This is a genomic window from Sporosarcina sp. PTS2304 (genome assembly GCF_003351785.1).
In the GTDB taxonomy this organism is placed as follows: Bacteria; Bacillota; Bacilli; order Bacillales_A; family Planococcaceae; genus Sporosarcina.
This window is the reverse complement of the sequence record NZ_CP031230.1, coordinates 1,753,462-1,767,125: the sequence shown is the minus strand read 5'-3', so window position 1 is coordinate 1,767,125 and position 13,664 is coordinate 1,753,462. Positions and strand designations below refer to the sequence as shown.

The following is a 13,664-nucleotide window of genomic DNA, read 5'->3' as shown; positions in this document are numbered from 1 at the left end:
TATCGGACGTAATACTATTAATTAGCTCAAAGGAGATAAACAAATGCCTATCAAAATGGAAATGAAAGAAGTAAATGAGGAATTGCTACATTTAAATGAATACTTCTATAATCCGACAGAAGATATTGTGATGGAAAGAGGAGAGGGTATTTATTTATATGACTCTACCGGAAAAGAGTATATTGACTGCGCAGCGGCAACTTTCAATTTAAGTTTAGGATACAACCATCCAGAAGTAATAGAAGCTGTCCAGGGACAATTAAATGGTATTGTTCATGTTACATCTAGTTACATGACTGAGCCTGTTGCGAAATTAGTTGAAAAGTTGATTGAAGTAACACCCAAAAGTTTAACTAAGATCCATCTCAAAGTATCTGGGGGGTCAACAGCAAACGAAGGTGCTATAAAGATGGCTCAGAACTATCATGGTAAACCCGGTGTGTTATCTCTGTTTCGATCACATGTAGGACAAACAATTTATACAATGAACGCTTCTGGTTTATCTTTCAGGCGTCAAAAGTTTCCAAACCTACTTCAATCAGGGATAACACATGTACCTCCAGCATACTGTTACAGATGTTTTTATAATCAAACTCCTGATTCATGTGAGACTCTTTGTGTTTCAAGAATAAATGAGTTTATTGATTATGGTAGTAGCGGAGATATAGCTTGTATGATTTTAGAACCTATTTTAGGTAACGGCGATAACATTATCCCGCCACCTGAGTATTTTTGGAAACTAAGAAAACTAGCAGACGAAAGAAATTTTGCCTTAATCTTTGACGAGATTCAAACTGGTGTAGGTCGAACAGGTGAAATGTTCGCTGCGGATTACTTTGGTGTCGAACCAGATATCATGACGATCGCAAAGGGATTGGGTGGATCAGGCTTTCAAATTGCTGCGATAGCAGCGAGAGAGGAATATGCTAACTTGGAGGGCCATCATCATTCCTTCACATATGGATCTAACGTATTAGCTTCTGCAGCCGCACTAAAAACTTTAGATATTATAAGTCAACCTGAGTTTTTGGATAATGTTAAAAACACAGGAGAATATATAGTTTCCTATTTACAGGAATTACAGAAAAAGCATCCATTCATCGGAGACGTGCGTGGCGCTGGATTAATGATTGGCTTCGAAATTGTTGATGAAAACGGTGCACCTGATCTAGAACTAACACACCAAATTACTAAATTGGCATTCAATAATGGATTGATCTTTAGAACTTCTAGATATGGATTTGGAAATGTTATTAAAATAAGGCCATCTTTGACTTTAACAATGAGGGAAGCTAGAAATATTTGTGATAGATTAGATTTCACATTGCAGGAGTTAGCTAATTCCTATGTTTAATAATAAAATCCAGGAGGTTACCATGAACTTACTATGTATAAAAGATCCTAATATATTGGAGAAAAGCGTAAATCAGCTGAATAGTAGTGATATCCCGTATTTTGATTCTACTGGGGTATTTTCTATAATCAATAAATTGCCTTCTTCAGTACTAAACACCTTAAAAGTCAATTATATACTGCACGAAGATGATCTAAATAGAACTGGAGCTAGTAACAGCAGAGATTTTGTAGCTAGAGATAATACTATTATCGTTTGTATCAAAGATGATAAGTTTTCTTTGTATGCACAATTGTATTCTTCTCTAAAAAAAACAAAGATTGTCTGGTTAGATAGTTTTTATGAGATCAAAGAATTACTGAAAAATGAAAAAAAAATCCAGCATATCGCATTTTTTGGTAGTCACGAAAACTTCAGCGATAAGCAAATAGAAATAATTAGAAAAACGTTAGAATCAAATACGTTTTTGATGCAAAGTATGTCATACGGATTCATAACCGGAATAGATGAAAATCAAATATCAGCTCTAATAGTTAAAACACTTATTTTTAGTAAATACAGTGAGTTATTTAACGAAAATGCATTTATTATCAGAAATGTTGATGGATTTTCATCTTTTGAAAATGAAAATTTAAAAATATATAACAAGGATAATAGTTCATATGCCGACATTGTGGAGCTTTCTAGTAGACCTATAAATTCATTAATGATTACCGGACATGCCAGAGAAGATCATATATATATGTCCGATGGTTTGATATGCGGAAAAAGCAATAGTTCTACTGAAATGGTTATGCCACCCACTTATCAAGGGACACCAGGATGCGTTTGTGAGGGCAGCTGTTATAAACCGGGTAATCTATTCTATATGTCTGATTTAAATGCATTTCATATATTTTTGAATAGCTGCCAAGGAATGAAAATCGGCGATTCAAAGTACCCGTTAAACTTTAATATGGTTTACGGAGCTTTAGATAGTTTAGCATGTAGTTATTTAAGTAGCACAGGAATTAAAAACGGGCATGAAGGTGAAAACTTCTTGTATTATGGCCTCATTAAATCTGGACATAGTATCGGAGAAGCAACGCTGTATCTCAATAATGCACTCAGAACTCAACTAATTGATTATCCTAGTTATCTATTGGTAGGGGATCCTGCAATAAAACAATACCCAAACGGGACACTTGAAAAACATTCGTTTGTAGTAGAACAAGGCAATAGGGAATTTACACTTGAAGATGTAATTATTAACCCATTATTAAAAGTTGAAATATCAGATTCTCAACTTTTTACTGAAGTGGTAGAGAATGAACAGCAAAATTTAGATTTCGCATTTGATTTTAAGGGCAAAGTTTGTAAAACTCCATTCTTCTATTCCTACAGTCTTAATGAAAGCAACAAGGTAATTGAATTGTTTATTTACACAGCGGAACGTCTTGAGCTTGCTGAGTTAAAAATTCAAATTGAAGTTCATTTAGTGAATGACTCTTATGTAAGGAAGTTGTTGAAAACTGTAAATAATCTCGAGCAATTGTCTGATTTAAATATTAATGTACATAGGTTAGATGTTAGGAATAAAGAAAGCTACCAAAGACTTAAAAATGTTAATTCATTACTGGCAGAATCCAAATTCAATATCACAAGAAATAAAACTGTCCAGGATAGGATAAAAAAATTAGATAGCTATGTACAGGAGAGTCAGGAAGAAGTTATTGATTATATTTTAAATAGGTTGGATAGTAGGACATACCACTTTTCGGAATTGTACAGAGCAAGATTCGATTTGCTTAATACAAATGCAAAAGAATTTACATGTCACTATTGTGACAACATACTCTACGAACACAATTTATTAAATAGAACTTCCGATACTCAGAGGGTATTCATGACTTGTCCAACATGTGGAGTTATTGAAGATAGACCTATTAATCCACAAGTAGAAGTCGTTTTCTCCGGAGACAAGAATTTAATTAGAGGGAACGAAGCAGATGTATCCTATAAATTGTTTAATAGAACAAATAATGAATTATCCCTGTACTTTGGATATGGATGGGAGAATAAAAAACAAGATAATGTAGGTTATATTGATGAAAGAAAATGGAGTTTATCAATTCCACCAAACAACTTCATTGAAGTCAAATCTAAGATTACAATTCCAGAGACATTAAAACCTCATAACTACTTTGTAAAAGCCTTTGTTGTATTAGATGGAGAGGTCTATGCTTTCAATCAAAATGTGTATGTTTATAACCAGTTACCATTGATGAAAAATAGCCTTGAGCTAGTAGAGGCGACTAGATAGAACTTGCTTAGCGCGTTTCTTTAGAAAAAAATTAGGCAATAGAGGGGAATATGGTCTAACATGGAAGCAGTAGAAAAGGTAGAAAAAGTTGTTGGTAAAGAGGCTTCATTATGGCGGAATAAAAAATTCTTATTTCTATGGATCGCACAGATATTTTCGGGTATAGGTGAACAATTACATTTACTTGCCTTACCTTGGATTATGTATGATCTAACAAGGAATTCTACAATGATGGGTACATTAGCTGCAATAGAGCAAATACCGATTTTATTGCTGGGTTTCTTGATGGGTGCTTTAATTGATAACATTAACAAAAAACTTATTATGATTACTTCACTAGCACTTTCTATAATAACTGTAATAAGTTTGTATTCTTTAGTTAATGTAGGTTATTTAGTTGTACCTTCTTTATTTATCGCAGGATTTGTTTTAGCTTTCGCTAGTAGTCTGTATTCAGTAACCATAAGTTCAACAATACCTTTGATCATAAAGAAGGACAGGCTAGTGGAAGCAAATTCTCAAATTTCCTTAGGACAAAATATTATTGTTTTGTTAGGGCCAAGTTTAGCGGGGATACTTATTGCTACTTTCGGAGCTCAAAATATATTATGGATAAATTCCTTCTCATATTTTTTCCTAATACTAGCGGTACTGAACTTGAAAATTAACGAAGATAATACCAAGAAAACAACTATATCAGTTAGAGGTATATTAAAAGATGCTTTAGAAGGCATAAAGTATCTCTGGAAGAATAATACTCTCAGAATGATATCCTTCTTAACTTTGTTTATTAATATTGGTTTAGGTTCAACATTAGCTATATTCTTGTTTTACACAAGAGAATTAGGCATTTCATCTGCACAAATGGGTTTTATCTATAGTGGTGGAACCATTGGAGCTATAAGTATTGCTCTTACGGTCAGGATTTGGTCTAAAAAAATAGGGAGAGGTAAAGGGATTCTTATTGGATCTATAACTGCAGGGATAGGAACCATTCTAATTAGTGTATCTGATTCCTTGCTGCCTCTAATCCTATCATATGGCTTGCTTTTAATCTCAGTCTCTTTTGCGAACATAAATATTGTAACGCTTATCCAAGAGATAACCCCTAAAGATCTCTTAGGAAGAGTTAATGCTGGAAACCGCACGATAAGTAGAATTGCTGTACCATTTTCAATGTTGTCATCGGGTATTTTGGTTAATTACATCAAAATTAATCATATTTTCTTAGCAAGCGGTATATTAATTGTTGCTATAGCTTTAATTACATTCCGAAAAGAAATGACTTTTAAGAACATTAAAACCAATTAGTTCTGTAGGTTCCTTGCTGAACAACTGAGGAAGTATGGTTACACACAGAATAAGGTGACTATTAGTACCAGTTAACTTCATGAGGCAACACGAAAGCCTAAAGCTTCTTTTAAGTTTTTCGAGAGATTTTGAACAAGGTGAAAACGATCACTTACTTGAACAATCGTCGATGAGGCCGCTGTAATGGCGGCTTTATACGAATTGGACCCATCACGTGCTACGACATAGAGTTTCGATTGTTGCTTTAAGTAGTCTGTCACGGTCGCTGTATCACGACCAGTTAACAAGGCAATCGGTTGATTCGTGCGTAAATCACAAATATTCGTGCCATAGGAAGATCCTTTGCGAAAAGAAAAATCATCAACCGCAAGGAAAGGGAGATGTGTGGACAGGATTAGGTGTTTTATAAATTAGACGAAGTAAAGTGTCATGGCTTACAGGTAAACTTAGTTGGACGCTTAATTTGGCGGCTTGTACGCAACTAGATTGAAAAGCTAGTTGTCTTAGGCATTCTGTTACGTGTGCCGTATTTCGTTGATAGGCTGGAGCTGCATCGATTGTTTCTGTGAAGATTTTAGTCATACAAATAGGATTTACACAAAACCATTTATGCAAATGGGGGTAGCGTCAGGAAAATGCGGATTTACAACGCTAATCCTATTTTCCTGACAAATCTCTCGTTTTTAACAACGTTAAGAAAGTTTTAGTGGTCTTAAAGAATCTAATGAGACTACTTTCTCTGAGTTAAAATGGTATTCTCCTAGTAAATTAATATGTTCCCAACCTAATGGCGACATATGGTGTAACAAATCTTCATTAAAGCTACCTGTCTGTTTTTTATATTCAACTGCTGTTGTTAGGTGGAGAGTATTCCAAATACTTATAGCATTGATAATTATGTTTAAAGCACTGGCTCTTTGCAATTGATACTGTATGGTGCGTTCCCTAAGCTCTCCTTGTTTTCCGAAGAATATAGCTCTTGCCAGTCCATTCATGGCTTCTCCTTTATTTAATCCTCTTTGTATTTTTCTTCTTAGTGATTCATCCGAAATGTAATTCAGAATAAAGATTGTTTTTTCGATTCTTCCCATCTCACGTAAGGCTGTAGCTAAGCTATTTTGTCTTGAATAAGAACCTAACTTCCCCATAATTAGGGATGCTGAGACTGTTCCTTCTCTTATTGAATGGGCTAATCGCAAAACATCCTCATAATTTTCTCCAATGACCTTTGTATTTATCTGCCCACGTAAAATAGCTTCTAGCTTTGGATACTCACTTGCTTTATCTATTGTAAATAATTTTGAGTCCGATAAATCTCTTATTCTTGGAGCAAATTTAAATCCTAATAAATGAGTCAATCCGAAGATTTGATCTGTATAACCGGCTGTGTCTGTATAATGCTCTTCTATGTTTAGATCCGTTTCATGGTGCAACAAACCATCCAAAACATGAATCGCATCCCTTGAATTTGTATGAATAATCTTTGTGTAGTAAGAAGAGAATTGATCACTCGTAAATCGGTAAATGGTGGTTCCTTTTCCAGTCCCGTAGTGTGGGTTTGCATCTGCATGAAGTGATGAAACACCTAGCTGCATTCTCATACCATCTGACGAGGATGTCGTACCATCGCCCCAATAGGAGGACAATTGTAATTTATGATGGAAATTTACTAATACGGCTTGGGCTTTATTCATTGCATCTTCATACATGCGCCATTGAGATACATTGGCCAATTGCTTATATGTAAGTCCGGGTGTTGCTTCAGCCATCTTGCTTAAACCAATATTCATTCCCATTCCTAAAAGGGCAGCCATAATTATAATTGTTTCTTCTTTATCGGGTTTTCGATTATTAGAAGCATGAGTAAATTGCTCATGAAATCCTGTTATATGCGCAACATCCATGAGTAAATCGGTTGATTTTATTCTTGGTAGCATCTGATAAAGGCTTGCACTAAACTTTTTTGCTTCTTCTGGAACATCTTTTTCTAAGCGTGCAAGTGACAGCTTTCCTTTTTCAAGTGAAACCCCATCCAACTTGTTGGAATTGGCAGCTAACCACTTTAACCTTTCATTAAGGCTGCTAGTTCTCTCCGTTATATAATCTTCAAATGATAAACTAACTGATAATCTCGTATTCTCCTTCGTTTGATTCCATGTATCTTCTGAAAACAAATATTCCTCAAAATCTCTATATTGTCTGCTGCCAACAATGGAAACATCTCCTGCCCGAACATGCTCCCGAAGTTCTGTTAAAACAGCCATTTCATAGTAATGACGATTGATTGTTGTACCATCATCCTCGTATAAATGCTTTTTCCAACGTTTTGAAATAAAACCCACAGGTGAGTCATCAGGCACTTTTCGCTTTCCAGATTCGTTCATTCCTCGGATAATCTCAACAGCTTGTAAAAGTGGCTCATTTGCCTTTGTAGAATGAAATTCCAATACCCTTAAAAGCGTTGGCGTATATCTTCTAAGTGAATAAAATCTTTTTTGCAGTAAATCTAAATAATCATAGTCGGCAGGACGGGCAAGCTCTTGAGCTTCTTCCACCGAAGAGACAAAAGAATTCCATTCAATAATGGATTCTAAAACCTCAAAAACATCTAATTTTTCCTGTTTTGCCTTTATTAAAGCTTGTCCGATGTTCGTAAAGTGTATAACTTTCTCATTCAACTTTTTACCGTTTTGTTTCTGAATTTCCTCTTGAGCCTTACGGCCTTTTGATAACAAACTGAGTATTTGTCTGTCATGAATTTCAAAAGCTTTATCCGTTAACTCTTGAGTAAGATGTAATAAATAGACGGTTAATATCGAGTAACGTTTATTTTCTTGAAAGTCACGGAATGCATAAGGCTCATATCTTGAACCTAAGCGAGATAGCTGTAACAGGCGATTGCGATGCAAATGACTAATTTGTACCGTTTCTAATTCCATTCCTCGTATGTATTCCAGTCGTTCTATTACTTTAAGAAATGTTTCGGGTGAAGGATGACCCGGCGGTTCCTTTAACCAACCCAATATAGTTTTATTGGATTCGGATAGATGCTGCGAAGTAATGATCTCTTCAAGCTTTTCTTTTTGCTCATTTGTTAGGGATTGACTAACCGTATTAAATAGCTTCTTTTCAGCCATTGCCCTTGCCTCCCACACCATTCTTTCAAGTGTAGTGAAAGCAGGTAATATGATTTTGTTTTTTCTTAGAAAATCTATGCATTCATGTAGTAGATGAATAGCATCACCATTTTCCAAAGCCAATTGATGAAGGTGCTTAAATGTCATTCGATATTCTTTTAGAGTAAAAGTTAAAAAGTCGTATTCACTACGAATTTCTTTCAAATGATCTCAAAGTGTATTTTCTCTTTGAGGATAAAGACTAAGCGAAGATGGAGTTGCGCCGATTTGTTTCGATATATAATGTATGACTGAATCTGGGATGTTTTTGATATGAGTGTATGGCCAACCGGGATACCGAAGAACAGCTAATTGAACAGCGAACCCTAAACGGTTTTCTTCTCTCCTTCGTTTATTAATAATTTCTAAATCTCGTTTGGAAAAAGTGTAGTAGGTTCCTAGCACCCACTCATCTTCAGGAATTTGCATAAGAGCCTGTCGCTGTTCCGGTGTAAGCAATTCTCTACCTCTCACAATTTTCATAAAGTATCATCTCATTTCTGTAATTATTCAGTTAATTAGTTTAATTCTATATCAATAGAGTGTACTCTATTGATACAATTGTAGTAGGCTGATAAAATCATAGTTAAGAGTGTCTCATAAGACTTGTCCCAAAAGCGAGGTGATATTTTGCGGAAAATCGGTTATATACGTGTCAGCTCAACTAGCCAAAATCCTTCAAGGCAATTTCAGCAACTGAACGAAATCGGAATGGATATTATATACGAAGAAAAAGTTTCTGGAGCAACAAAGGATCGTGAGCAACTTCAAAAAATGTTAGAGGATTTACAGGAAAGTGACATTATTTATGTTATAGACTTGACTCGTATCACTCGAAGTACGCAGGATTTATTTGAATTGATTGATTTAATACGAAGTAAAAAAGCAAGCTTAAAATCAATCAAGGATTCATGGCTAGATTTGTCAGAAGATAATCCATACAGCCAATTCTTAATTACAGTAATGGCTGGTGTTAACCAATTAGAGCGAGACCTTATCCGTATGCGACAACGTGAAGGGATAGAGCTGGCCAAGAAAGAAGGAAAGTTTAAAGGTCGATTAAAAAAATATCATAAAAATCACGCTGGTATGAATTATGCAGTAAAGCTATATAAAGAAGGAGGTATGACTGTAAATCAAATTTGTGAAATTACAAATGTATCTAGAGCTTCATTATATAGAAGGCTATCAGAAGGGAACAAATAGTCCTTCTTTGTTCAATTAAAGTGTTAATTGGATTTGATTAAATAAGCATTTTACAAGATTAAAAAATTTGAAGTAACCGTGTCATTTCTCTATTTTATTTGTTAATCATTTCATTCACTTTCATAAATGAGTAATGACCAATTTCCTTCGTTGCCTGCTGTTGCTGTTTAGCAGTTAAAGACTCGAAAGGGATATTGCCTGTATTTAAATCCGTGAAGTGAACAACATTTCCTTGTTCGTCCAGATAATATTGAGCCATTTCCTTTGTGACATACTTTTGTTGTTCAGAAGTTAATGCTTCAAAAGTATAATCATAGGCGTTTCCATCATCAATAATCGAACCCCCCTTTGCATCGCTAGCAATTGGCTCATTTGGAAAGTTTTCTACCTCGGGTGTATTATTTGCGGCCCATACAGCCGTAGAAGTACCAATAACACCAATAGCTAGAATCAATACAGCTGTCATAAACATAGTTTTTTTATTGGGTTTCTTAACATTTAACATCATCATTAATCTCCTTTTCAATTGTTTTCCATCTCCAGATAATGAAGCACAGAACTTTACTGGTAATCCCTTAGCACCTATCATAACGTTTAGAATAGTTTGGCCGTACGTTTTTCGTTCGGTATAAGACATTTCTTTTACGACTTCTTCATCGCATGATAACTCGCTCCACATGTTAATATCCTTGCGTAAGAAATGAGCGAAAGGATTGAACCAGTGTAACGTACTGACTACCAATACAAGCATTCTTATCCATAAATCTTTGCGCTTTAGGTGAACCAGTTCATGGTGAATGACCATGCCCAAATCCATATCTACTTTATCATCCATCGGAAGTAGTATCGTTGGTCTCAGTAATCCGATAAGAACAGGACTTTTGACAACAGGGCTATAGGCAAGTTTTACATTTCCATTTATCCCAAGCAACTGTTTCAAGGAGGCAAGCTTCTTAGTTACCTCACTGTCCTTTAAAATGGGGGTTGTAGTTTCTTTTATTTTTCTTATAAACTTGTAATAACAATACGTTTGCCAAATAGCATAGGTTAGAGCCCCCATAGCCCATAGGATTAATAATATCCAAGCTACTTCTGTTGGAATGCTTTGCTTTGAAATCATCTCTATCGGGTTTACGATATGTGTACCTTGGATAGACATATTTTTTGTAAGAGTGAGTACATCGTCACCTTGATTAATAGCTAAGAACTGGTTGACCCATCTAACTATAATTGCTACGGGAATTACATAGAACCACATAGCCATATTTCCAATTGCGTAACGCCATTTGGCAGAAAATAAATGGGGTGAAATAAGCTGTAACAACAATACAAATATTACGACAGTGCTACCTGCAACTGTAAGTACGACAATAAATTCAAGCATAAGATTCATCTGAATTTGTACCTACCTTTCAGAAAACCATTGTTTTAGCTCAGCAATGTCATCATCAGATAGTTTTTCACCATCATATAATGCCGTAATCATATTTTTCACCGAACCTTGGTAAATTTTATCTAATACACTCTCTGTTTCCCATAGCGCATAGTCTTCCTGTGAAATACGGGGAAGATACGTGTTACTTCGTCCCTGTTTTGTCGCGATTAAGAATTTCTTTTCTACTAACCTAGATAAAAAAGTGGAGATCGTCTGCGGTTTCCACTCCTTACCCCTTTGAGCAAAAATATGCAACAATTCGTTTGAAGTGATTTGATGTTCACAATCCCAAATTACTTCCATAAGTTCCATTTCTGTCTCAGATATTTTTTGCAAAAATTGCATGGTGTACACCTCTTTCATTAATGTTATGCGTCCATAACACCTCTAACTACACGATGTAGTAAACAGAATACTACTACACTGTGTAGTAGTTGTCAACTTTCCTTATTTTATTTATCTTGTAGAAACAAGAAAGTCCATTTTCTCAATTTACTACCGAGAAAATGGACTTCTTATATTGTACTTTCCTTAACGTTGTAAATCCGCATTTTCCTGACGCTACCCCTTGTTGAGCTATTAGTTAGCTATGGGGCAGATGTACATGTTAAAAATCAAAAAGAAGAATCTATACTGTTTCTTCATTTGAAAAAAAGAAATTTAGACGTTGTGCGTGTATTACTCGAACACACGACCGGATCACCGATTTCGCTAGACACAGTAGAAGCATTAGAATTCGTCAGATCATTAGACACGAATTATCAAGTATTTGAAGCGAATAAGCAACTTATGTATAGATTGTACTTTTTGAAAATAATTAGTATGGACGCGCTCAATCTATACCCTATAAACAAAGTGAAAAAAGACTACCGCATAACGAATTGTCATGGATGCGGTAAAGGAATAGACGATTTGCATGGAAGAATTTGTGGACGTTGCAAGTGGATTCTTTGTGAATGTGGTTCTTGTGGATGTAATTATGTGAAGCGGTAGAGTGGATCACATAGTAAATTTAATGCTTTGTTGCATAAAGCATGGCTAGTACGTTTCTAAGGGTAGGGGAATGCATTATGCTGAATCGTTCGAAGTGCAGGAAGTTACTTTATCTAAACGATGATCTTTTATTTGATAAAAGTTTTTTAACATTCGATCCAACGGGTGCAATAATTATTTCTTCTCTGTTGTCTGCTACGGATCGAATATTTTTGAACGTCATTGAATCTATGAATATACATACGATAGACGAGCGACAAGTATATGTGAAGTGGCATAGAGACCACGTGTTTATAGTCTAATGGAGCAGCCATTTCCATTAAAACACTCTACTAATCTATCCTTTCTTCCTAGTTCTGCTGGAGCATACCTGTTATGATATAGTTAACAGAAAATTCAGTCGGAGGTGTGTATATGAAAAAGCTTATTGTTTTATTCATTGCGAGTAGCCTAATAGTGTTTGGTGGCTTCTCCTCGGAAACAAAAGCAGAAGAAATTACAGATAAGTATATCGTCTACTATGCCGATGCAGAGCAAGTAAATGCAAAGCGTATTACAGAATTAGGTGGAGAAGTGCAACACGCTTATACGTACATTCCCGCCTTGCTCGTGAACGCGTCTGCCGAAGAAATTGAGGCAATTCGTTCGGATGCAAGTGTGATGCATGTGGAATTGGATAGCAAAGCGCAAGTGGTGTTACCGATTCGGTCGCCTATGGAGAGGCTGGTGAAAAGTGCTGATCAGTATATGCCATGGGGAGTTCAGCGAGTACAAGCGCCTCAAATGTGGCAGCGGGGCTATACTGGCAAAGGGGTGAAAGTGGCTGTGCTGGATACAGGCATTGCACTAAATCATGAGGACTTGACGGTAAGTGGAGGGATTTCATATGTGCCGTATACGCAGTCCTATGCAGATGATCACGATCATGGGACGCACGTGGCGGGAATTATTGGAGCGAAAGATAATTCGGTCGGTGTGGTTGGCGTGGCACCTGACGCGGAGTTGTATGCGGTGAAAGTGCTCGACAGCGACAATTCGTTTATCACGTCGAATGTCATTAAAGGCATTGAATGGTCCATTGCGAACGATATGGACATTTTGAATATGAGTTTGTATACGTATAATTATTATGATGATTATGGGCTTCATGAAGTGCTCAAAGTCGCGCACAATAAAGGATTGCTGCTTGTCGGAATTACTGGAAATTCGGGTACAGACAACCGACCGAATACGGTAACCTATCCAGGGAAGTATCCCGAAGTGATTGCGGTAGGTGCCACTGATGCGAGTAACTGGGTATCGGAATTCTCTTCATTTGGAGCGGAAGCGGAAGTGTCGGCGCCAGGCGAAGCGATTTATAGTACATTGAAGGACGGCACATACGAAATTATGAGTGGAACGTCGATGGCTGCACCTCACGTTTCTGGAATGCTCGCATTGATGAAGGAGAAGTATCCGAACTATTCGAGCACGCAATTACGTAATGCGCTGAAGAATAATACGAAGGATCTTGGTGTCAAAGGATGGGATCCATATTACGGTCAAGGGTTAATACAAGGAGATCTCGGTCATTACAAGATTTGGCCTGCAAAGCAGAATGTGTCGGATGAGAAAGTATGGAGCATTACGTATAACCGCCCGGTAGATTCAGAGAGCGTGATTGAAGAGAATTTTTACGTGACAGATAGCTTAGGGTATCGTCATGATGTGTTTCCTATGTTAGTTGAAAGCAATCAGATGGAATATACGATCGTTCAAGTCCATACATGGGAACCTTACCAACGCGGCGAAACGTATACGCTGTGGATTGAAGATGTGAGAAGTGAAGACGGAACGAAGTTGAAAGAGAACGTGAAGATGGAGTTTACGATTCAACAATAAGTATTA

General features: G+C 36.3%; 9 protein-coding genes and 1 pseudogene. 6 read left to right on the top strand and 4 right to left on the bottom strand.

The genetic code is table 11. The features are described from left to right. The first annotated feature begins 61 nt into the window (after window positions 1-61). The 3 genes from DV702_RS08435 to DV702_RS08425 are packed head-to-tail and all read left to right on the top strand — an operon-like array spanning window position 62 to window position 4,967. Entirely contained in the window at window positions 62-1,354 is a 1,293-nt protein-coding gene (locus DV702_RS08435) for an aspartate aminotransferase family protein (RefSeq protein WP_240315730.1), read from the top strand. After that, a complete protein-coding gene (locus DV702_RS08430) occupies window positions 1,347-3,656 on the top strand; it encodes a ubiquitin carboxyl-terminal hydrolase family protein (RefSeq protein ID WP_114924358.1) in 2,310 nt (769 codons plus the stop codon). Before DV702_RS08435 ends, DV702_RS08430 begins: the two co-directional genes overlap by 8 nt. Before the next feature lie 60 nt (window positions 3,657-3,716). Next, window positions 3,717-4,967 (top strand): MFS transporter, encoded by a 1,251-nt coding sequence (locus DV702_RS08425; protein WP_114924357.1) that lies wholly within the window; start codon window positions 3,717-3,719, stop codon window positions 4,965-4,967. 77 nt (window positions 4,968-5,044) lie between these two features. Here the strand turns inward: DV702_RS08425 and DV702_RS17335 are convergent, their stop codons facing one another. Both DV702_RS17335 and DV702_RS08415 read right to left on the bottom strand, forming a co-directional pair. Beyond that, entirely contained in the window at window positions 5,045-5,287 is a 243-nt protein-coding gene (locus tag DV702_RS17335; protein WP_371682754.1) for a transposase, read from the bottom strand. Between the two features lie 372 nt (window positions 5,288-5,659). After that, window positions 5,660-8,626 (bottom strand): annotated as a pseudogene (locus DV702_RS08415) (Tn3 family transposase). 147 nt (window positions 8,627-8,773) lie between these two features. Between DV702_RS08415 and DV702_RS08410 the strand changes: the two are divergent. Continuing rightward, window positions 8,774-9,349 (top strand): recombinase family protein, encoded by a 576-nt coding sequence (locus DV702_RS08410; RefSeq protein ID WP_114925884.1) that lies wholly within the window; start codon window positions 8,774-8,776, stop codon window positions 9,347-9,349. Window positions 9,350-9,443: 94 nt separating this feature from the next. On the opposite strand, the gene DV702_RS08405 is transcribed toward DV702_RS08410, so the two are convergent. Further along, the gene (locus DV702_RS08405; RefSeq protein WP_114924355.1) at window positions 9,444-10,742 is read right to left on the bottom strand and encodes a M56 family metallopeptidase; all 1,299 of its coding nucleotides are present in this window, start codon (window positions 10,740-10,742) and stop codon (window positions 9,444-9,446) included. A gap of 12 nt (window positions 10,743-10,754) precedes the next feature. Continuing rightward, a complete protein-coding gene (locus tag DV702_RS08400; protein ID WP_114924354.1) occupies window positions 10,755-11,129 on the bottom strand; it encodes a BlaI/MecI/CopY family transcriptional regulator in 375 nt (124 codons plus the stop codon). A 725-nt stretch (window positions 11,130-11,854) separates the two neighbouring features. Between DV702_RS08400 and DV702_RS08395 the strand changes: the two genes are divergently transcribed. Both DV702_RS08395 and DV702_RS08390 read left to right on the top strand, forming a co-directional pair. Then, window positions 11,855-12,079 (top strand): HNH endonuclease, encoded by a 225-nt coding sequence (locus DV702_RS08395; protein ID WP_114924353.1) that lies wholly within the window; start codon window positions 11,855-11,857, stop codon window positions 12,077-12,079. 112 nt (window positions 12,080-12,191) lie between these two features. Then, window positions 12,192-13,658 carry a S8 family peptidase gene (locus tag DV702_RS08390; protein ID WP_114924352.1) on the top strand — a complete coding sequence of 489 codons (1,467 nt, stop codon included), beginning with the start codon at window positions 12,192-12,194 and terminating at the stop codon, window positions 13,656-13,658. Window positions 13,659-13,664: the final 6 nt, after the last annotated feature.